We start from the raw sequence: 20,155 nt of genomic DNA on the forward strand, positions 1-20,155 counted from the left end.
AAGAATTTGCTTGGCGACCATAGCGTTTTGGACCCACCTGATTTCCATGCCGAACTCAGAAGTGAAACGAAATAGCGCCGATGGTAGTGTGGGGCTTCCCCATGTGAGAGTAGGACATCGCCAGGCTTTAAATTTAAGAAGCCCGCTCGAAAGAGCGGGCTTTTTTTCATCTATAGAGTTTTAAAATTAGCTCACTTTATACCTAAAAAGTGTTCATCTAAGGTGCGATATACTTGCTCTCTGCAACCTTCCAAAAGGCTTTAACAAGCGGATTTTCCAGCTGAGTTTTGTTGCAGCAAACACCAAGTTTAAAAGGTTTAATTGGTAAGACTTTTAAACGATTTATCTTTTCTCTTACCGGACTGTTGTTGATTACAACATCAGGTGCGATACCTACTCCACACCCCAATGCAACCATACTTACGATGGCTTCATGTCCGGAGGTTTGTGCGTAGATCTTTGGCTTTATTTTCATTTGTTTGAGCCAAGTATTGGCCCTGTCCCTTGCCGTTCCTGCTTCTGGGAGTATGAATGGAATGACCGACCAGTCTGGTTTTTCTTTTTGTAGCTCTTCAGCAAACGCACTAACCCCAACAGGTACGATGACAGAAAGTGGGATTTCACTGATCGTTTCAAATGCGATTTTATTTGGCATCTGTTCTGACTTGGCTGATATGGCAATATCGGCTTCATCTGCTAGTATTTTGTCGATCGCTTGAGCTGGATCGCCGGTTGATAGTTTGAATTCAATGAAAGGGTTCTGAATACGAAAGTCAGATATTAGCTCCGGAAGATGGCTGTAGCTTGCAGTAACAGAACAAAAGAGACGGATTTCTCCTTTCAATTCATCCTCGGTTCCCTTCAGGTGACTCTGATACTGCTGCCATTCGCCAAGAATCTTTAAGGCGACTGGGACTAGCTTTTTACCTTGGATAGTTAAATCAACGCTACGGTTGTCGCGTAAAAACAATTGTTGGCTGGTTTCCTCCTCTAATTTTTGTATCTGTCGGCTTAAGGCTGAAGGGCTAATATGCATTGCCGCTGCGGTCTTGGCGAAACTTTTACTCTCACAGAGATGAATGAAAAGTTGCAGGCTTTTGATATTCATTAAATTTTCATTTCCATGTTGCATAAATTGCAATAACTAATTGTGAATATATCACTTTAAGCAATCTCATGTCTGTTTTAGTATGAAGTTATTCGGTAAGGCAATTACTGACCTCAATGGAAGAATCTCAAAGGAGCACCCAGATGGCTAATTATTTCAATACCCTAAACTTGCGCGAGCAGTTGGACCAATTAGGTCGTTGTCGTTTTATGGACCGCAGTGAGTTCGCTTCAGAAGCGGATTATCTGAAAGGTAAGAAAGTAGTCATTGTAGGTTGTGGTGCTCAAGGTCTTAACCAAGGTCTGAACATGCGCGACTCTGGTCTAGACGTTGCTTATGCGCTTCGCCAAGCCGCGATTGATGAGCAACGCCAGTCATTCAAAAACGCAAAAGACAACGGTTTTGAGGTAGGTAGCTACGAAACGCTAATTCCACAAGCTGATCTAGTAGTAAACCTTACTCCAGATAAGCAGCACACAAACGTTGTTGAGACGGTAATGCCGTTAATGAAAGAAGGCGCAGCACTAGGTTACTCTCACGGTTTCAACGTTGTTGAAGAAGGCATGCAAATTCGTAAAGACCTAACGGTAGTAATGGTTGCACCTAAATGTCCAGGTACGGAAGTTCGTGAAGAATACAAGCGCGGTTTCGGTGTACCGACTCTTATCGCTGTTCACCCAGAGAACGACCCAAAAGGTGAAGGTTGGGATATCGCGAAAGCTTGGGCTGCAGCAACCGGTGGTCACCGTGCAGGCTGTCTAGAGTCTTCTTTCGTTGCTGAGGTGAAATCTGACCTAATGGGTGAGCAAACTATCCTTTGTGGCATGCTACAGGCTGGCTCTATCGTGTGTTACGAGAAGATGATTGCTGATGGTATCGATCCTGGCTACGCAGGCAAGCTTCTTCAATACGGCTGGGAAACGATCACGGAAGCTCTGAAGTTTGGTGGTATCACTCATATGATGGATCGCCTAACTAACCCTGCGAAAGTAAAAGCATTTGAACTTTCTGAAGAGCTAAAAGAGCTGATGCGTCCGCTATACAACAAGCACATGGATGACATCATCACAGGTCACTTCTCTAGCACTATGATGGCTGACTGGGCAAACGACGATGCAAACCTACTAGGCTGGCGTGCAGAAACGGGTGAAACTGCTTTCGAAAACTACCCAGAAACTGACGTAGAAATTTCTGAGCAGGAGTACTTCGATAACGGTATCCTGATGGTTGCTATGGTTCGTGCGGGTGTTGAGCTAGCATTTGAAGCGATGACCGCTTCTGGCATCATCGATGAGTCTGCTTACTACGAGTCTCTACACGAGCTGCCACTTATCGCAAACACTATCGCACGTAAGCGTTTATACGAGATGAACGTGGTTATCTCAGACACTGCGGAATACGGTAACTACCTGTTCGCTAACGTAGCAACGCCGCTTCTACGTGAGAAGTTTATGCCAGCCGTAAATACTGACGTAATTGGTAAAGGTTTAGGTGAAACGTCTAACCAAGTGGATAACGCGACTCTTATCGCTGTGAATGAAACAATCCGTAACCACCCTGTAGAGTACATCGGTGAAGAGCTACGTGGTTACATGACTGATATGAAGCGTATCGCGGTGGGCGGCTAAATGACTGGCCTTAAGGCTCCATTTCGGTGTCTAAGGTGCTCGTTTACTATCGTAAAGTCCGCGCCTTCTCCTAGAAATGAAACCTTAATACAGCGTAATTTACTTAGTCTCAAGTAACGCAGTAGATAAACTCCAGGCAGACTGGAGTGATAAATACAAAATAAAACACAACATCTAATCAAAAGGCTTGGTCGCCGTTGACCAAGCCTTTTTGTTTTTAGCCGATTTATCTGCGCGCCGATAAGAAAAACGCTCCTTTGTGAGGAGCGCTTTGATACTTATTTTTCAGCAAGCTTTTCTTCAAGTTGTGCCAACTTCTGTTCCATTTCTGTTAGCTTTTGACGTGTACGTAGTAAAACTTGAGTTTGAACATCAAACTCTTCGCGACTTACAACATCTAGCTTGTTTAGCTGGCCTTGGATTACTTGACGAACTTTCTGATCGACATCAGAGCCCAACTCTTTTACAGGTTGAGGCATTGAGTCGTGAATCTGTTTAGCAATTTGCTCTAATTTCTTTGGGTCAAACATAGTGGCTAAAACTCCTTTTGATTTGTCCTCATTTTAAGTAAATGATACGTGAAAGTCGCCATTTAGATGGCAAAAAAGAGAGCGGCAATAAAAAAGGCCACCGAAGTGACCTTTTTGAATGCCTTAATAGCTTATCTGTTATCCGCTAATTCACGATGAGCTGCTTTCGCTTCGTCAACTCGCGCTAACTTCTCCAAGTCTTTGTCTTCAACAAATACTGGCAGAGGTTTGTGTTTTTCAGCTAGGTAGCTGTAAATCACAGGTAGCACGAATAGTGTGAACAGTGTACCGATTGCAAGGCCAGCAACGATGACGATACCGATACTGAAACGTTGCGCGGCACCTGCACCTGTTGCGTACATCAGCGGGATCAGACCTGCGATCATCGCTGCAGTGGTCATTAGGATAGGGCGAAGACGCACTTTCGCAGCTTCCATCACCGCATCAATACGAGACAGTTTATTATGTAACTGCTCTTCCTTGGCGACTTCACAGATCAAGATACCGTGCTTGGTTATTAGGCCGACCAGCGTGATCAAACCAACCTGCGAGTAGATGTTCATCGAGGCCGTACCCCAGGCCAATGCGATCAAGGCACCACATATTGCCAGAGGTACAGATACCATGATGACAATAGGATCGCGGAGTGATTCAAATTGAATCGCCAGAACGAGGAAGATGATCGCAAGTGCAAGACCGAAGGTTGCATACAAGGCACTACCTTCCGTTACAAACTGACGAGATTCGCCCATGTAATCATGGTTATACCCTGCAGGCAGTTTGGTTTGTGCAATATTTTCAAACCAGTCGATTGCGTCACCCATAGCAACACTAGGCGATGGTACTGCACCCACAGTCGCTGAGTTTAGCTGGTTGAAGTGTGGCAAAGAGCGAGGCTCAGCCACCACATCGATAGTAATCAGACTGCCTAATGGAACCGCTTTACCATCCACAGAGCGTACATAGTAGTTCTTCATCGATTCTGGGTTTAGACGCCATTTACGCTCAACTTGAGGGATCACCTCATACGAGCGGCCATTCAGGTCGATTCGGTTTACATAACCATCTGCCATCATGGTGCTGAGAGTGATGCCAATGTCTTGCATAGTCACACCGTAGGCACCCGCTTTGTCTTTATCGATCTTGATCTTCATCGTTGCTGAATCGTAGTTCAAATCCAGGTCGGAATAGACAAACATTGGGCTACTTGCAACATCGGTTAGAATATCGCTAGCGATAGTAAACAAGCTCTCGAAGCTATTTGGTGTTGTAATTACAAACTGAACAGGTAGACCTGAGCCTGCACCTGGAAGCTCTGGCATTTGGAATGCAGTGACAGACATACCAGGTACACTTGATACTAGGCCACCCACACGTTTCGTGATTTCAGATTGGCTTGCCTCTCGTTCACTCCAAGGCTTCAATGTTGCTAGGCCAAACGCTTGGTTTGAGTTTGGTACACCATTAAAGACCTGCGCGTATTCCACCTCCGGTTGATCTGAGAGTATTTGGTTTACGTCATCCATGGTATTTTGGATATAGTCCAAGTTCGCGTTTGATGGGGCGGTACCCATCAGCATGACCACACCTTTATCTTCAGATGGTGCTAGTTCGCTAGGAATAAACTTGAACAAGACCGGTAAGCTTGCAAATACAATGATTGCAAACGCAATAACAACCGGACGATGAGCCATTACCGCTTTCAACATGCCTTCGTAACGAGTGGTCATGCCATCAAGGATATGGTGAACTTTTTGCTCAAACTTGCTTGGCTTCTCGTTCGCCTTCAGCATCTTCGAACACATCATTGGTGATAGTGTCAAAGCGATGATGCCGGATACGAATACTGAACCTGCCAGTGTCAAAGCGAACTCTTTGAACAATGAACCGGTGATACCACCCATCAATGCGATCGGTGCGTACACTGCACCTAGCGTCAATGTCATCGCGATAACTGGAACCGCAATTTCACGTGTACCAATGATTGCAGCTCGGAATGGTGATTCCCCTTCTTTGATGTGACGGTCAACGTTTTCTAGTACAACGATCGCGTCATCCACCACCAGACCGATGGCAAGCACCATCGCCAGTAGCGTCATCAAGTTCCAAGAGAAACCCATTGCCTGCATCACCATTGCCACACCAATCAATGAAAGTGGAATGGTCACGATAGGAATGATTACCGCGCGGAATGAACCTAGGAACAGTGTGATAACCACAAGTACGATTACTGCTGCTTCAAGAATCGTTTTCACTACTTCGTGAATCGATTCGTTGATGGCGATAGTTGAGTCGTACATTACGTTCATTTTGATGTTACTTGGTAGGTTGCGCTCAAGCTGAGGCAACAGTTCAAGTACGTCTGCTGCAATGTTGATTGGGTTAGCACTTGGCGCTGCGTTGATCGCCGCAACCACAGCTTCTTGACCGTTTGCACTTGCGCGATAAACGTCGTGACTCTTCTCTAGCGTTACTTTAGCGATATCACCTAGGCGGATGACATCCCCTTCACCAGTTTTCACGACCAATGCTTCAAGTTCAGCAACGTTTGATACCTGAGTATCTGCGCTACCGTTATAAAGCACGAACTCACCCGTCGCTTGACCGGTTGCAGATTGGTAGTTGTTGGCGTTAAGAACGCTCATCACATCGGTTGCGGTAAGCTTCAAAGCGCCCATTTTGGCAGGATCTAACCATACGCGCAGTGCGTACTTCATACCACCATACAGGTCAACTTTAGACACACCGTTTACGGTGAACAACTGTGGGTTGATTACACGCTCAAGGTAGTCAGTGATCTGGCTTGAAGATAACTCGTCACTCGTAAAGCCGATGTACAGTACCGCCGTTGTCGAACCTGTCGACATGGTTACGGTTGGGTCTTCGGCTTCTTTTGGTAGCTGTGAACGTACCGAGTTGGTTTTCGCCAGAATGTCAGACAACGCCGCATTTGGATCAGTATTCAACTTCATGTTGACAGTAATGGTCGATTTACCTAGTACCGATTGCGAAGTCATGTAATCAATATTATCGGCTTGCGCTACCGCTTGCTCCAATGGCTGAGTAATAAAGCCTTGGATCAAGTTGGCACTTGCACCGTAGTAACTGGTGGTCACGGTGACCACCGTATTCGTCATTTCAGGGTATTCACGAACCTGCATTTTGAACACCGCTTGCAAACCAAGCAATGCAATCAAAAAGCTGATCGATACCGCTAAAACTGGACGTTTTATAAAAACATCTGTAAAGCGCATGATGCCTCCAACTTAAAGCATTGGTGTTTCAGCAGGTGGGGTAGTTGCATCGCTTTCGACAATGCTTACTTTCGCATGGTTACTCAAACGGACTTGACCCGATGTCACCACTACATCACCTGGCTTCACGCCTTCTAGAATGTGTGCGATATCTTTAGAGCGTTCGCCAACTTTTACCACATGCTGCTTAACGCGTTTTTCGCCATCTTCTTCTGTTACGATGTAAACATTGTCGCCATACAGCGTAAATGTGATCGCGGTTTGAGGTAGAGTGACCTGATTTTCTAATTTAGGCAGAATGATGTTTGCACGCGCGAACATACCACTACGCAGTTTGCCGTCACTGTTAGGGATATCCGCTTGAACTTGAATCAAACCACTTTGTACGTTTACAGCTGGTTCAATCGCAGAAATAGACCCTTTGAAAGGTTGGTCTGGATAAGCGTCAACAAAGATATCCACTTCTTGATCGATATTGATACGTGAAATATCGGTTTGTGGCACGGTGAAGCGCAAGCGCATCACGCTGGTATCTTCAAGGCGAACAATGTCGGTGCCCGCCTGTAGGTACTGACCGAGGTACACGTTACGAATACCTACCACACCATCAAATGGCGCTTTGATTTCGCGTCGGTCGATGGTCGCTTTCAGGCTTTCAATGTCTGCTTTTAAGGAGAAGTAGTTTGCTTCTGCTTCGTCATACGCTTCTTTAGAAATAGAGCCTTTTTTGAATAGGCCTTGGTAGCGTTTGTATTTCGCTTCTGCCGCTGGCAACTTAGCTTGCGAGCTCTTCAAATTTGCTTTTTCGACTTCAGAATCAAGCAGCACTAATGGCTGACCCGATTTAACTTGAGTACCGGAATCAAATGCGATTTTATCGATAACACCGCTGGTCTCATTTGCTACCGTCACGCCTTGGTTTGGCTCGATAAAACCAATTGCTTCGATGACTGGTACCCAATCCACCGCTTGCACTTCTGTCACGGTTACTGGGAACTCAGGTTCAGGACGGTTTGCCATGTATTCAGCGATCTTTTGTTGCTTAAATAAATTGAAACCTATCACGCTGCCGAACAAGAGAACGGCGATAAGTAACATAAAGAAAGTCCACTTTTTCATTCTATTAAGAACTCCAAGTTAGTGTTTAATAATTGCATCCCAACTGGCTTCAATAGCGGCCTCTAATGCCGTCTTATCCAGTTGATAAAATCCCAAAGCGTGTTTCCGAGCAAGTGCAACACTTGCCTCAAAACTTAATCCAGAAAGTACTTCGTTATCGAGAAGCTTGAATACTCCCTCGTCTTTACCCTGATTAAAAAGAAGATCTACTTGGGCAAACATTTGTCTCTCAAGTTCCCGAGCTTTGCTACTATTTGAACAGGGTAAAGATTCATATTGGACTCGGTTGCTGATCGCACTTAAGTTCGAGCTCGCTAGATTCCAAATATTGAGCCACATGGTTCGATAACGCTGTTTTAAAGGCATCTCTTCACTAACACCTAGTTGCACCGCAGTAGCAACACGCTTAGCAACGTTAAGGCGTAGTTCCTCTAAAAGATGTTCTTTATCTGAGAAATAACGGTAAATCGTCCCTGCTGCGACACCTGCCTCATTGGCGAGCTTTTGCATGGAAAGCCCTTGAAAACCAGATTCAGCAATGAGTTGTTCAGCAGCGACTAAGATTTGTTCTCGTTTATCTACAGCAGGGTTATCCTTCATAATGTCACCCTTTAGTGAATGAACGTTCATTCATTATAGCTTAAATACCCGCCATTTATGCAACAGAATATCGCACTTAATTGGTGTAAAAATTACAAGAAATCAGCATAGCTTTCACGAGGCCACCCCTTTATCATAGGCGCCACATTCATCACCCGCAGAGAATTTCTATGAAGCTGAACCCTAGTCAAGATGAAGCCGTGAAATACGTGTCTGGCCCATGCCTAGTGCTAGCAGGTGCTGGTTCGGGCAAAACTCGTGTTATTACCAATAAAATCGCTTATCTGGTTCAGCAATGTGGTTACAAAGCGCGTAATATTGCTGCGGTGACGTTTACCAACAAAGCAGCACGTGAAATGAAGGAGCGTGTAGGTCAAACGTTAGGGAAAGGTGAGTCTAAAGGTTTGATGGTATCAACATTCCACACTTTAGGATTGAACATCATCAAGCGTGAGTACAAGCATTTAGGGTTGAAAGCGGGCTTCTCACTGTTTGATGACCAAGACCAGCTAGCGCTGCTCAAAGAACTTACCGAAAAGCAGCTTGATGGTGATAAAGATCTGCTACGTCAGCTTCTGAGTTGTATTTCCAACTGGAAAAACGACATGTTGACGCCAGAGCAAGCCAAAGCGCGTGCGCAAGGTGAACAGCAACAATTGTTTGCGTTCTGTTTTGATATGTACCAAAAGCAAATGAAAGCCTATAACGCGCTCGATTTTGATGACCTAATTTTGATGCCCGTTTTACTCTTACGTAATCATGAAGATGTTCGTCAGCGTTGGCAGAATCGTATCCGTTACCTACTGGTTGACGAGTATCAAGATACCAACACGAGTCAGTATGAGCTGGTCAAATTAATTGTCGGAGAACGTGGGCGATTGACGGTTGTAGGGGATGACGATCAGTCTATTTATTCATGGCGTGGTGCGAAACCTCAGAACCTCGTGTTGCTGGGTGAAGATTATCCAAATTTGCGTTTGATTAAGCTAGAGCAAAACTACCGTTCAACGAGTCGAATCCTGCGTGCGGCCAACATTTTGATAGCTAACAACCCTCACGTCTATGAGAAGTCCTTGTTCTCTGAAATTCCTGACGGTGAAAAACTCAAAGTGTTGTTGGCTAAAAATGAAGAGCATGAAGCAGAGCGCGTAACGGGTGAACTAATTGCGCATAAGTTCCTAAACCGTACCGAATATAAAGATTATGCGATTCTATACCGTGGTAACCACCAATCACGTTTGATTGAAAAGTCTCTGATGCAAAACCGTGTACCGTATAAAATTTCTGGCGGCACCTCGTTTTTTGCGCGCGCAGAGATTAAAGACATCATGGCGTATTTGCGCGTTTTGGTTAATCCGGATGACGACAATGCATTTTTGCGCATTGTGAATACTCCACGACGTGAAATTGGCCCAGTAACGTTAGAGAAGTTAGGCAGTTATGCCAATATGCGAGGGAAGAGCCTGTTTGAGTCGAGCTTTGAAATGGGGCTCGAACAGCACCTAACGGGACGTGGCCTAGAAAACCTGCGTCGTTTCACCCAATGGCTAGTGGCGATTGCTGATCAAGCTGAGCGTGGTGATACCGTCGAAGCGGTTCGTTCGCTAGTTCGTGATATCCATTATGAAGATTGGCTATACGAAACTTCAGCAAGTCCGAAAGCCGCTGAAATGCGAATGAAGAACGTTTCTGATCTTTATTCATGGATAGTGGCGGACCTAGAGGGTGACAACTACGATCAAGAAGAGAAAACGTTAAAAGAAGTCGTTCAACGTTTGACCTTGCGTGACATGATGGAGCGCGGTGAAGAAGATGAAGACAGTGATGCAGTACAACTGATGACCTTGCACGCATCAAAAGGCCTTGAGTTCCCATATGTATACTTAATTGGGTCCGAAGAAGGTATTTTACCGCACCAAACCAGTATTGATGAAGATAACGTGGAAGAAGAGCGTCGCCTGATGTACGTTGGTATTACTCGCGCGCAACGTGAACTGACTTTCACTATGTGCAAAGAGCGTCGGCAGTTCGGCGAGTTGATCAAACCGACTCAAAGCCGCTTTTTGGATGAGTTGCCATTTGATGACGTTGAATGGGAAGTAAACAAAAAGCCAGTATCAGCAGAAGAGCGTATGGCGAAAGGTCAAGCACACATTGCCAATATTCGAGCAATGTTTAAGAAGTAAAGTAACCCTGTTCTCACTGACTAAAAACAAAAAGGCTTGCCAACTGGCAAGCCTTTTTCGTTGATGTCTTTACTTATAGACCTTCAATCATGTGGTCAATTGCTGCGATGATTTCATCGTCAGAACAGTCCATACAGGTTCCTTTGGCTGGCATCGCATTGAAGCCTTCTAATGCGTGCTTTACTAACGTATCTTTGCCTTGTGCAATACGTGGTGCCCAATCATCGGCATTACCTGTTTTAGGTGCGCCGTTTACACCAGATGCGTGACAAGCAATACAAAAAGTACCATAAACTGTGGCGCCATCACGTGGACCGGTTGGCTCTTCTTTCACTGGCTCAGAACCCGCTAGATAAACATCACCGACAGGTTGGATGCGTTCTGCGATCGCATCGTATTCAGTTTGGCTGATGTCAGAAGCTAAAGCTGCCGTAGAAAACGTTAAGGCAGCGAACAAAACGCTAATCATTTGTCGAGACATATCCATTAAACCCACTTCACATTCCCGAGGTAAGTGACTTACCTATTTATATAGTTAGAGTATTAATGCCGAGCAGAGAAATCATTAAATTCCACTGAATGGCATAGAATGATTAGACAACTTGGTTGCAGCTGTTAAATCAATGTAAATAATGGGTGATTATATCCCGATAACTTGTTGCAATAAACAACAAGTTATCCATGACAGGGCGTGAATCACATCAAAAATCCACTTTAACGGAAGATAACTGTCGAAAAAGAGACCAAACGATAAAAAAAGTAAAAAAAGTACTAGACGGCATAGTGTGATATCCGTATTATTCCACTCCGCCGATAGGGCATGCGCCCGTAGCTCAGTTGGATAGAGCGTTGGCCTCCGGAGCCAAAGGTCGAAGGTTCGAATCCTTTCGGGCGTACCATTGCCTCGGAGGATACATCGGTAAAAATCAGTGGTGGCTATAGCTCAGTTGGTAGAGCCCCGGATTGTGATTCCGGTGGTCGCGAGTTCAAGTCTCGTTAGCCACCCCATTCTTTCTTTTTTAGATTGAATGCGGTAGCATTGCTCCCAATCTTGATTCAATCAAGATAAAACATCGTCGGTGAATAGCGCAGCTTGGTAGCGCATCTGGTTTGGGACCAGAGGGTCGGGGGTTCGAATCCCTCTTCACCGACCACTATTTAGTTTATGGCTCTAATAGAGCGGTAAACAGCAAAAATTGATGGTGGCTATAGCTCAGTTGGTAGAGCCCTGGATTGTGATTCCGGTGGTCGCGAGTTCGAATCTCGTTAGCCACCCCATTAATTAAGGTGACTTCTTAGTTGAAGTGTCCTGTCTGATTTGAGAAAATCAGCAAATACAGTTCGGTGAATAGCGCAGCTTGGTAGCGCATCTGGTTTGGGACCAGAGGGTCGGGGGTTCGAATCCCTCTTCACCGACCACTATTTAAAGCCTCAGTCGAAAGACTGGGGCTTTTTTGCATCTCTCCTGAAAAGAATCGGCATTCCATTTCAATTTTTCCCAAAAGTGTACAGCTCTAGGGGCTTTTGACCACCTATGATCCAAATGCTTTTCGAGCTGACAAAATAAACCCCAGAGCAGTGTCTGGGGTTTTGTAGTTTTCTAATCCGCTGCTTTTATTGGGCGAGTGTTTTAAGGATTTCTTTCAGTTCTACCGTTTCTTGGATTTCAAAACTTGGCGTTATATCCGTTGAGTTGCTTGCGCCTGTCGCATTCACCCACACACTCAAAATGCCCATATTGTTAGCGCCAGCAATGTCAGCAGGTAAAGAGTCGCCCACGTGTAGAGCCTCTTCTGGTTTTACTTCGACCAAGTCGAGCGCTTTTTGGAAAATACTTGTAGCAGGTTTCTCTTCTGGCTCTTCTCCTCCCACAATAATATGGTCCACCCAGTTGCTCATTTGTGTCGCGTTTAATTTAGGGTGTTGAGAAAAAATCGGGCCGTTAGTGATCACGACGAGTTTGTAATGTTGACGAAGGTCGCTGAGCATTTCTTTTACACCAGGGAAGAAAGTGAACGCGCCCATACGTGCAGAGTCAAAGTAGTCTTGAGCTTGTTGAGCCTCTTTTGCAGTGATGCTGACGCCTTGCTCCGCCAAGATGTTTTGGATCAGGCCACAACGGAAGGCATTTTCATCGGGTAGCAGAGCAACAAGGTGAGGGAACTCAGCATTCAGCTTTTTGTATACACCCTGTAAGTAGCGCTGCAAAAAAGCTTTTGGCTCAGTCACTTGTGGGTAGGTTTTATGAATCCAAGTTGTAAACGCTTGTCCTGCAACTTTATCGGCTTGTGACGTTGCACATAAAGTCTCGTCCATATCAAAAAAAATCGCTTTAAGCACAGGGGCTCCTTTTATTTACGGCTTGGCTTTGACACTGTTCATCTATTATCCCACTCTCAATTGTGTCGTAAAGGGTTAAAACCGGCGAGTTTTCTTATGACGTACGAATGAAGATAGCGGTACTTTCCTTTGCTTAGTCAATAAACCGCTTAAGTGGCGCATAATCTGCATTGGAGCAGGATTTGTGTGGTTTTGCTGTTTTGTTCACGTTTTGACCTATCCTTTCTCTTCCTAAGTTTGGCTTTTTGTATTTGCCGACTATTTTATTAATAGTTTTTTATGTTGAAAAAACACTTTTTGCATATGATATTGTTTGTTAAATGTTAATAAATGCACATGAATAATATGGTTAATGATCTTGTTTAGCTCATGTTTACTTTTAGAGCATTTTTCTAGTTTTATTGGTGCATGACGCACAAAAATAGTGTGATATGAAAATGGTTAAATACTTGTTAATGCATTTTTATTCGCTAATTGTGCGTTTATTTAATGTTTTTTCGGCGGAATATACTTTAATTGTTGCTTTTTTGTGTGATTTTTGCCAAATTATTTCCGCATTAAGATTTCAGAGTATTATTCTGAATTTGAACGGATTCATTCAGGTGATGAATGGTGCTTTTGGCATGATTCGATACCACAGACAAGGCAGTAGAGGTCTGAAATGTCACTATTAGAAGTGAAAAACCTTCGTATTGAATACCCATCCCGACACGGCGTTCACGCTGCCGTGAAGTCACTTTCTTTTCATATTGAACGTGGTGAAATCGTGGGTGTTGTTGGCGAATCAGGTGCGGGTAAATCCACCGTTGGTAACGCCGTTATTGATTTGCTTAGCCCTCCAGGTCGCGTTGCTAGCGGCGATGTTTTCTTGGATGGAGAAAAAATTTCTGGCCTATCACCAGAAGCGATGCGTAAGGTTCGCGGCTCGAAAATAGGTTTTATTTTCCAAGATCCGATGACCTCGCTCAATCCACTTTTTACTGTTGAGCAACAGCTGAAAGAGACGATCCACGCCAACATGAAGGTCTCTGATGAAGAGGCGTATCAGCGCGCGCTTTCTCTTATGCAGCAGGTTGGTATTCCTCAACCAGAAAACCGCTTAAAGCAGTACCCGCACCAATTCTCTGGTGGTATGCGTCAGCGTGTTGTCATTGCCATTGCTTTGGCTGGTGAGCCTGATCTCATCATTGCGGACGAACCAACTACGGCGTTAGACGTTTCTATCCAAGACCAAATCCTCAACTTGATCCGCGAGCTGTGTATCAAGAACAATGTCGGCTGTATGTTGGTTACTCACGATATGGGTGTCGTCTCCAACGTCACCGATCGCGTGGCGGTAATGTATCGTGGTGACTTGGTGGAGTTTGGACCAACAGCCAAAGTATTGGGCGATCCTGATCACTCTTATACTCGCAGTCTAATTTCAGCGGTACCACGTTCAGACAGAAAGCTAGATCGTTTCCCGTTAGTAAGCTATATCGAAGAAGCGGCGGAAATGGAGCCACTCGATATCAAGAACCACTGGTTAGGACAAAGCCAAGATGAGCGTGAGTACACTGGCCCGCTTTTGGACGTGAAGAACGTCAATCTTCGCTTTGTGACCAAAGACTCTTTGTTCGAGAGCCGCCGAGAATACGTGCAAGCATCTAATAATGTGAGCTTTGAAGTGCACGAAGGCGAAACCTTTGGTTTGGTGGGCGAGTCTGGTTCAGGTAAATCGACCATTGCACGTGTGATTGCTGGTTTATACCAACCTAACTCTGGTCAGGTGAAATTCGAGGGCATTGACCTGACCGCTTTAACCTCTGAGAAAGAGCGCCGCCCGATGCGTCGTCAAATGCAGATGGTGTTCCAAAACCCATATACTTCAATGAACCCTCGTATGAAGGTATTCGATATTATTGCTGAGCCAATCCGTTTCCATAAATTGACGAAAAACGAGTCGGAAACTCGCCAAATCGTAAATGACCTATTGGATCATGTTGGTTTGGGTCGAATGGCTGGGCTTAAGTACCCTCATGAATTCTCCGGTGGTCAGCGTCAGCGTATTTCTATTGCGCGTGCGTTGGCGACTCGTCCTCGACTTTTGATTTGTGATGAACCGACCTCAGCACTGGACGTATCGGTACAGGCACAAATTCTAAACTTGCTGAAAGATCTGCAAAGTGAGCTGAACTTGACTATGTTGTTTATCAGCCACGATTTACCTGTTATTCGTCAGATGTGTGACCGAGTAGGTGTGATGCAAATGGGTACACTTTTAGAAGTGGCACCAACAGAACAGTTATTCACGGCACCTCAACACGAATACAGCAAAAAATTGATTTCTCTGATGCCGGAGTTTACTGGCTTGCGAGAAGAGATCGAAACGGCATAAACCAAGCAATTCGCTTGGCTAACCTTTAGTCATAACAAAGACGCAAACACAACAACAAGGGATCCGTATCCCCGCATGAAGGAGTTATGCAAATGAAAACCATGAAAAGCAAATTAGCAGTGGCGCTAATGGCTGCGGGCCTAAGCTTTAACGCAATGGCAGCAGATATCAAAGTTGGCTATGCAGCTGACCCAGTATCGCTTGACCCACATGAGCAGCTATCAGGTGGCACACTGCAAATGTCACACATGGTATTTGATCCGTTGGTTCGCTTTACTCAAAAAATGGATTTCGAGCCTCGCCTAGCAGAAAGCTGGGAACGTATTAACGATACGACTGTTCGTTTCAAACTGCGTGAAGGTGTGAAATTCCATTCTGGCAATACTCTAACGGCTGACGACGTCGTGTGGACGTTCCAGCGTTTACAAAGCTCTCCTGACTTTAAAAACATCTTCGACCCGTACGAAAAAATCGTCAAAATTGACGACAACACGTTCGATTTGGTTACTAAAGGTCCATACCCACTTATTCTGCAAACGGCGACGTACATCTTCCCTATGGACAGCAAGTTCTACACGGGTAAAACCGCAGACGGCAAAGACAAGTCTGAACTAGTGAAGCACGGTAACTCATTTGCATCGACTAACGTATCTGGCACGGGTCCGTTCATCGTGACATCACGTGAGCAGGGCGTAAAAGTGGAATTTGAACGCTTTAAAGATTACTGGGACAAAGAGTCGAAAGGTAACGTTGATAAGCTAACACTTGTTCCAATCAAAGAAGACGCGACTCGTGTAGCAGCGCTGCTTTCTGGCGGTGTTGACATGATTCACCCTGTAGCGCCAAACGACCACAAACGCGTTGAAGATGCTGACGGCATCGACCTAGTTACGCTACCTGGTACTCGTATCATCACGTTCCAACTAAACCAAAACAGCAACGAAGCATTGAAAGACGTTCGCGTTCGCCAAGCGATTGTTCACGCAATCAATAACGAAGGTATCGTGAAGAAAATCATGAAAGGCTTCGCAACGGCCGCTGGTCAGCAAAGCCCGGCAGGTTACGTGGGTCACGATGACAAACTGGTTCCTCGCTACGATCTGAAGAAAGCGAAAGAGCTGATGAAAGAAGCGGGTTACGAAAATGGCCTGACGCTAACGATGATCGCACCAAACAACCGTTACGTGAATGATGCGAAAGTAGCACAAGCGGCGGCGGCAATGTTGTCTAAGATCGGTATCAAGGTTGATCTGAAGACCATGCCAAAAGCGCAGTACTGGCCTGAGTTCGACAAGTGTGCGGCAGACATGCTGATGATCGGTTGGCACTCAGATACAGAAGACTCAGCGAACTTCAACGAGTTCCTAACTATGACTCGTAACGAAGAAACCGGTCGTGGTCAGTACAACTGTGGTTACTACTCAAACCCAGAAATGGACAAAGTGGTTGAAGCTGCGAACGTAGAGACGGACCCTGCGAAACGTGCAGAAATGCTGAAGGGCGTAGAAGCGACACTATACAACGACGCAGCATTCGTACCGCTACACTGGCAAAGTGAAGCATGGGGCGCGAAGTCTAACGTGAAAGCGGCAGATATCGTTAACCCAATGGTAATGCCTTACTTCGGTGACCTAGTGGTTGAATAATCACGGTTAGTCTACTTTGAGGAGGGATGGATTTCCCTCCTCAACTTAAAGCACTCGACTCAATTTTGTTTCAGTCGGATTGAGTTGGTTATTTAGACTGAATTTTCTCTCTAATTTAGAGATCTATGGATAGTTAAGGGGCAAGGAATGTTTTCGTTTCTGGTCAAGCGCCTGTTTCAGGCACTGATAGTGATGTTTGTGATCAGTTTGGTGGCGTTTGCCATTCAGGACAACCTGGGTGATCCGCTGCGTGAGCTTGTAGGTCAGTCGGTTTCGGAATCGGAGCGTCAAGCGCTACGCGACGACTTAGGCCTGAACGATCCCTTTATCACAAAGTATACGCGCTTTGTGGGTAATGCACTGCAAGGTGATTTGGGTACCTCATATTTTTTCAAGCGACCTGCGGTTGAGGTGATTCTCGACAAGCTGGTGGCTACATTAGAGCTCGTGTTTGGCGCGACGCTTATCATCATTGTTTTCTCTATTCCGCTTGGGGTGTACTCTGCGATTCATCCTAAGAGTGTTTTTACCAAATTTGTCATGGCGATGAGCAGTGTCGGTATCTCGATTCCGGTGTTCTTAACCGCAATCATGCTGATGTATGTCTTCTCCATAGAACTCGGTTGGCTGCCTTCCTACGGGCGGGGCGAGACCGCTAATGTGCTCGGTTGGGAATCTGGCTTCTTTACCATTGATGGTATCAAGCACCTCATCCTACCTTGTATTGCGCTAGCGTCTATCATGTTGCCGTTGTTCATCCGCTTGGTGCGTTCAGAAATGCTGGAAGTTCTGAGTTCGGAATACATTAAGTTCGCCAAAGCAAAAGGTTTGAACTTACAAAAGATTTATTACCAACATGCACTTAAGAACACCATGCTACCAGTATTGACAGTAGGTGGTGTGCAGATTGGTACCATGGTGGCCTACACCATTCTTACTGAAACCGTGTTCCAATGGCCGGGCACTGGCTTCCTTTTCCTAGAGGCAATCAACCGTGTAGATACACCGCTGATCACTGCCTACGTTATCTTTGTTGGTCTGATCTTCGTGGTAACCAATACCATCGTTGACTTGCTGTACGGCATCATCAACCCAACTGTGAACCTAACTGGAAAAGGAGCTTAATCATGAGCCAATCAAATTTAACACCAGCTCCTGCTCCATCAGCGTGGCAGCGTTTCAAAGAGTCAGATTTTCTGTATTACTTCAAACGCGACAAAGTGGCGATGGCGAGTTTTACCGTCTTTATGATGTTCTTAGTATTGGCATTGGCTGCACCGATTCTTGCGCCAACAGACCCGTACGATCTGACGTCTATCGACATCATGGATTCTGAGTTGCCACCTTCGTGGATGGAAGATGGCGATGAGCGTTTTGTTCTTGGTACTGATGAGCAAGGCCGTGATATTTTATCGACCATTCTTTACGGTTCTCGTTTGTCTTTGACGATCGGCTTTTTAGCCGTCGGTCTTCAGTTGATTCTGGGTATCATCATTGGTTTGTCGGCGGGTTACTTCGGTGGTCGTATCGATAGCTTCTTGATGCGCTTTGCGGATGTTCAACTATCGTTCTCGACCATGATGGTGGCGATCATCGTCTCTGCAATCTTTAAAGCCAGCTTTGGCAGTGATTTTTACAGCCAATATGCGGTGGTCATGCTGGTGGTGATCATCGGTGTGGCAGAATGGCCGCAATACGCACGGACTATTCGTGCCTCGGTATTGGCAGAGAAGAAGAAAGAATACGTCGAAGCGGCGCGTGTGATGGGCTTTAAAGCTCCGCGAATCATGTTCCGTCACATTCTGCCAAACTGTCTATCGCCAATCTTGGTTATCTCGACGGTACAGGTAGCGAACGCGATCATGTCGGAAGCGGCGCTGTCATTCCTAGGTTTGGGTCTGCCAGTCGATCAGCCGTCACTGGGTGCGCTAATCAGCATCGGCTTTAACTACATCTTCTCTGGTGCATGGTGGATTACTGCTTTCCCTGGCATCGTGCTAGTAACATTGGTTTTGGTTATCAACCTGTTGGGCGACTGGCTACGTGATGTATTCAACCCGAAACTGTACAAAGGATAAGAATTTTCCCACCAAGCGTTGTAAATTCACTTAATTCCTTCCTAAACTGAGAGCCGGATGCAAATTCCGGCTCTTTTTTTGCTAGTTATTCTTTGTTCACATTTTTTTGGCGCTTTTCCGCCATGATGACCTTACCCACTAATTTAGAGTGAAGTGTATGGAAATGAAGAAGGCCCAACGCCCATCTAACGTCTTCCAAGCAAGCCTGGCTTTGGGTTTGTTGCTGGTATGCGCCCAGTTTTCTAATCCAGTTGAGGCGGAGGAGTTCCTTTGCCAAGCCACTCAAGCCAGCGAGAAAGAATTACCGATGCTTGAGAAAACGTGCCCAATTGGTAACGGAGTATGGGGAAAGAAAGTGCCGCAGGGGGGCAACTACCTTTACTGGATTCAATGCGGATTGCTACCCAAGCCTATGTCTCTCGCGAAAGCTAAGCCTCTCTATAGTAAAATCACGACCGACGTATGGATGAAGCCTGAATCCAGAGGCTATCGCTGTTTGATTGGACCTTACAAAGCATTGTCTGATGCGAGGGATGACTTACGAGGAGTCAAAACCTTGTCGAATTACAAAGAGGCGTTCATCCGAGTAGTTGGGAAAGGGACGAAGCAACCAGTAACACCACCTACACCTAAATCTACTGTATCGTCGAAATCAGCCGCATCTTCGGTTAAGCCAACACCGATGGTGACCCCGAAACCCGCACCAGTTCCTGCAGTGCGATCTGATACCGACGCCTTTAAAGCGCGGGCAGAGAAGCCAGATACCAAGGCAAAAAGTTCACGTGATAGCTCTTCGTCTACGCCTGTTGCTAAGACCAAAGCGAAGCCAATTGTCACTGGAAATGATGACATTGAAGTTCGGTTGAGAACTTCAGTACAGGGCAAAACGTACGTGGTCCCATATTTACTCGATCACCATAATCAGTTTTACATGGAACATGGTAAGCCGTGGAACCGCCTCAACTACGAAAACTCGCACAAAGTATGTCAGCAACTGGGTATGAACTTAGCTAACCCTGCAGAGTTTAAAGCGCTGAGGGCGTCTGGGGTGATGGAAAAAAATCAATGGCCACTGCAACTGCCGTATTGGGGCAAAGATAAGAAAGGTTTGTTCGCCGATCGTGAGCCCAATCAGCTCACCGGAACCTCATTATTGAACGTGGTGTGCGTGAAATAACGACTCAGATATTGCGGTCAAAATATAGAAGAAAGCCCCGAGTTCGGGGCTTTTTTGCGGTCTCAAATATTATCGCTATTTGAGTGGCGTTTCTTTGTGACAGTTAGAGCAG

14 protein-coding genes, 5 tRNA genes and 1 rRNA gene are annotated in these 20,155 nt (G+C 45.6%); 13 read left to right on the top strand and 7 right to left on the bottom strand.

Annotated elements, in window-relative coordinates; translation table 11 throughout:
* Window positions 1-9 precede the first annotated feature (9 nt).
* A 5S ribosomal RNA gene (gene rrf / locus R7H07_RS17600) occupies window positions 10-126 on the top strand.
* Window positions 127-217: 91 nt separating this feature from the next.
* On the opposite strand, the gene ilvY is transcribed toward rrf, so the two are convergent.
* Window positions 218-1,108, bottom strand: a complete 891-nt coding sequence (gene ilvY, locus R7H07_RS17605; RefSeq protein WP_005379097.1) for an HTH-type transcriptional activator IlvY — start codon at window positions 1,106-1,108, stop codon at window positions 218-220.
* Between the two features lie 143 nt (window positions 1,109-1,251).
* Between ilvY and ilvC the strand changes: the two genes are divergently transcribed.
* The gene (ilvC, locus tag R7H07_RS17610; RefSeq protein WP_005379098.1) at window positions 1,252-2,736 is read left to right on the top strand and encodes a ketol-acid reductoisomerase; all 1,485 of its coding nucleotides are present in this window, start codon (window positions 1,252-1,254) and stop codon (window positions 2,734-2,736) included.
* A 278-nt stretch (window positions 2,737-3,014) separates the two neighbouring features.
* Here the strand turns inward: ilvC and ubiK are convergent, their stop codons facing one another.
* The 4 genes from ubiK to R7H07_RS17630 form a co-directional block, all read right to left on the bottom strand.
* Window positions 3,015-3,266 carry a ubiquinone biosynthesis accessory factor UbiK gene (ubiK, locus tag R7H07_RS17615; RefSeq protein ID WP_005379099.1) on the bottom strand — a complete coding sequence of 84 codons (252 nt, stop codon included), beginning with the start codon at window positions 3,264-3,266 and terminating at the stop codon, window positions 3,015-3,017.
* A gap of 131 nt (window positions 3,267-3,397) precedes the next feature.
* A complete protein-coding gene (gene vmeD, locus R7H07_RS17620; RefSeq protein WP_005379100.1) occupies window positions 3,398-6,520 on the bottom strand; it encodes a multidrug efflux RND transporter permease subunit VmeD in 3,123 nt (1,040 codons plus the stop codon).
* Between the two features lie 12 nt (window positions 6,521-6,532).
* Window positions 6,533-7,639: a multidrug efflux RND transporter periplasmic adaptor subunit VmeC gene (vmeC, locus tag R7H07_RS17625; RefSeq protein WP_005379101.1), complete on the bottom strand. Its 1,107-nt coding sequence runs from the start codon at window positions 7,637-7,639 to the stop codon at window positions 6,533-6,535.
* An 18-nt stretch (window positions 7,640-7,657) separates the two neighbouring features.
* The gene (locus R7H07_RS17630) at window positions 7,658-8,239 is read right to left on the bottom strand and encodes a TetR/AcrR family transcriptional regulator (protein WP_005384254.1); all 582 of its coding nucleotides are present in this window, start codon (window positions 8,237-8,239) and stop codon (window positions 7,658-7,660) included.
* Between the two features lie 170 nt (window positions 8,240-8,409).
* Between R7H07_RS17630 and rep the strand changes: the two genes are divergently transcribed.
* Window positions 8,410-10,425 carry a DNA helicase Rep gene (gene rep, locus R7H07_RS17635; protein ID WP_005379104.1) on the top strand — a complete coding sequence of 672 codons (2,016 nt, stop codon included), beginning with the start codon at window positions 8,410-8,412 and terminating at the stop codon, window positions 10,423-10,425.
* A 73-nt stretch (window positions 10,426-10,498) separates the two neighbouring features.
* Here the strand turns inward: rep and R7H07_RS17640 are convergent, their stop codons facing one another.
* Complete coding sequence (locus tag R7H07_RS17640) at window positions 10,499-10,912, bottom strand: c-type cytochrome (protein ID WP_005384252.1); 414 nt, start codon at window positions 10,910-10,912, stop codon at window positions 10,499-10,501.
* 335 nt (window positions 10,913-11,247) lie between these two features.
* Between R7H07_RS17640 and R7H07_RS17645 the strand changes: the two genes are divergently transcribed.
* The 5 genes from R7H07_RS17645 to R7H07_RS17665 all read left to right on the top strand — a co-directional run bounded on the left by R7H07_RS17645 (window position 11,248) and on the right by R7H07_RS17665 (window position 11,844).
* Window positions 11,248-11,324 (top strand) — tRNA-Arg (locus R7H07_RS17645).
* A 33-nt stretch (window positions 11,325-11,357) separates the two neighbouring features.
* Window positions 11,358-11,433: transfer RNA gene (locus R7H07_RS17650), tRNA-His, on the top strand.
* 69 nt (window positions 11,434-11,502) lie between these two features.
* Window positions 11,503-11,579 (top strand) — tRNA-Pro (locus tag R7H07_RS17655).
* Window positions 11,580-11,627: 48 nt separating this feature from the next.
* Window positions 11,628-11,703 (top strand) — tRNA-His (locus R7H07_RS17660).
* A 64-nt stretch (window positions 11,704-11,767) separates the two neighbouring features.
* Window positions 11,768-11,844, top strand: a tRNA-Pro gene (locus R7H07_RS17665).
* A 195-nt stretch (window positions 11,845-12,039) separates the two neighbouring features.
* Here the strand turns inward: R7H07_RS17665 and R7H07_RS17670 are convergent.
* Window positions 12,040-12,765 carry an HAD family hydrolase gene (locus R7H07_RS17670; RefSeq protein WP_005379107.1) on the bottom strand — a complete coding sequence of 242 codons (726 nt, stop codon included), beginning with the start codon at window positions 12,763-12,765 and terminating at the stop codon, window positions 12,040-12,042.
* Between the two features lie 661 nt (window positions 12,766-13,426).
* Here R7H07_RS17670 and R7H07_RS17675 point away from each other — a divergent pair.
* The 5 genes from R7H07_RS17675 (at window position 13,427) to R7H07_RS17695 (ending at window position 20,043) form a co-directional block, all read left to right on the top strand.
* Window positions 13,427-15,142 (top strand): dipeptide ABC transporter ATP-binding protein, encoded by a 1,716-nt coding sequence (locus R7H07_RS17675; protein ID WP_005379108.1) that lies wholly within the window; start codon window positions 13,427-13,429, stop codon window positions 15,140-15,142.
* Between the two features lie 92 nt (window positions 15,143-15,234).
* The gene (locus R7H07_RS17680) at window positions 15,235-16,788 is read left to right on the top strand and encodes an ABC transporter substrate-binding protein (RefSeq protein WP_065274986.1); all 1,554 of its coding nucleotides are present in this window, start codon (window positions 15,235-15,237) and stop codon (window positions 16,786-16,788) included.
* 147 nt (window positions 16,789-16,935) lie between these two features.
* Entirely contained in the window at window positions 16,936-17,913 is a 978-nt protein-coding gene (locus tag R7H07_RS17685) for an ABC transporter permease (RefSeq protein WP_005379110.1), read from the top strand.
* A gap of 2 nt (window positions 17,914-17,915) precedes the next feature.
* Entirely contained in the window at window positions 17,916-18,866 is a 951-nt protein-coding gene (locus R7H07_RS17690; protein ID WP_005384239.1) for an ABC transporter permease, read from the top strand.
* Window positions 18,867-19,023: 157 nt separating this feature from the next.
* Window positions 19,024-20,043, top strand: a complete 1,020-nt coding sequence (locus R7H07_RS17695; protein WP_065274987.1) for an SPOR domain-containing protein — start codon at window positions 19,024-19,026, stop codon at window positions 20,041-20,043.
* Window positions 20,044-20,155: the final 112 nt, after the last annotated feature.

This window comes from Vibrio sp. Vb1127, assembly GCF_033338735.1.
Classification (GTDB): domain Bacteria; phylum Pseudomonadota; class Gammaproteobacteria; order Enterobacterales; family Vibrionaceae; genus Vibrio; species Vibrio alginolyticus.

Coding starts and splice junctions, on each gene's coding strand:
- ilvY (WP_005379097.1), bottom strand. CDS start 1,108: ATGAATATCAAAAGCCTGCAACTTTTCATTCATCTCTGTGAGAGTAAA.
- ilvC (WP_005379098.1), top strand. CDS start 1,252: ATGGCTAATTATTTCAATACCCTAAACTTGCGCGAGCAGTTGGACCAA.
- ubiK (WP_005379099.1), bottom strand. CDS start 3,266: ATGTTTGACCCAAAGAAATTAGAGCAAATTGCTAAACAGATTCACGAC.
- vmeD (WP_005379100.1), bottom strand. CDS start 6,520: ATGCGCTTTACAGATGTTTTTATAAAACGTCCAGTTTTAGCGGTATCG.
- vmeC (WP_005379101.1), bottom strand. CDS start 7,639: ATGAAAAAGTGGACTTTCTTTATGTTACTTATCGCCGTTCTCTTGTTC.
- R7H07_RS17630 (WP_005384254.1), bottom strand. CDS start 8,239: ATGAAGGATAACCCTGCTGTAGATAAACGAGAACAAATCTTAGTCGCT.
- rep (WP_005379104.1), top strand. CDS start 8,410: ATGAAGCTGAACCCTAGTCAAGATGAAGCCGTGAAATACGTGTCTGGC.
- R7H07_RS17640 (WP_005384252.1), bottom strand. CDS start 10,912: ATGGATATGTCTCGACAAATGATTAGCGTTTTGTTCGCTGCCTTAACG.
- R7H07_RS17675 (WP_005379108.1), top strand. CDS start 13,427: ATGTCACTATTAGAAGTGAAAAACCTTCGTATTGAATACCCATCCCGA.
- R7H07_RS17680 (WP_065274986.1), top strand. CDS start 15,235: ATGAAAACCATGAAAAGCAAATTAGCAGTGGCGCTAATGGCTGCGGGC.
- R7H07_RS17685 (WP_005379110.1), top strand. CDS start 16,936: ATGTTTTCGTTTCTGGTCAAGCGCCTGTTTCAGGCACTGATAGTGATG.
- R7H07_RS17690 (WP_005384239.1), top strand. CDS start 17,916: ATGAGCCAATCAAATTTAACACCAGCTCCTGCTCCATCAGCGTGGCAG.
- R7H07_RS17695 (WP_065274987.1), top strand. CDS start 19,024: ATGGAAATGAAGAAGGCCCAACGCCCATCTAACGTCTTCCAAGCAAGC.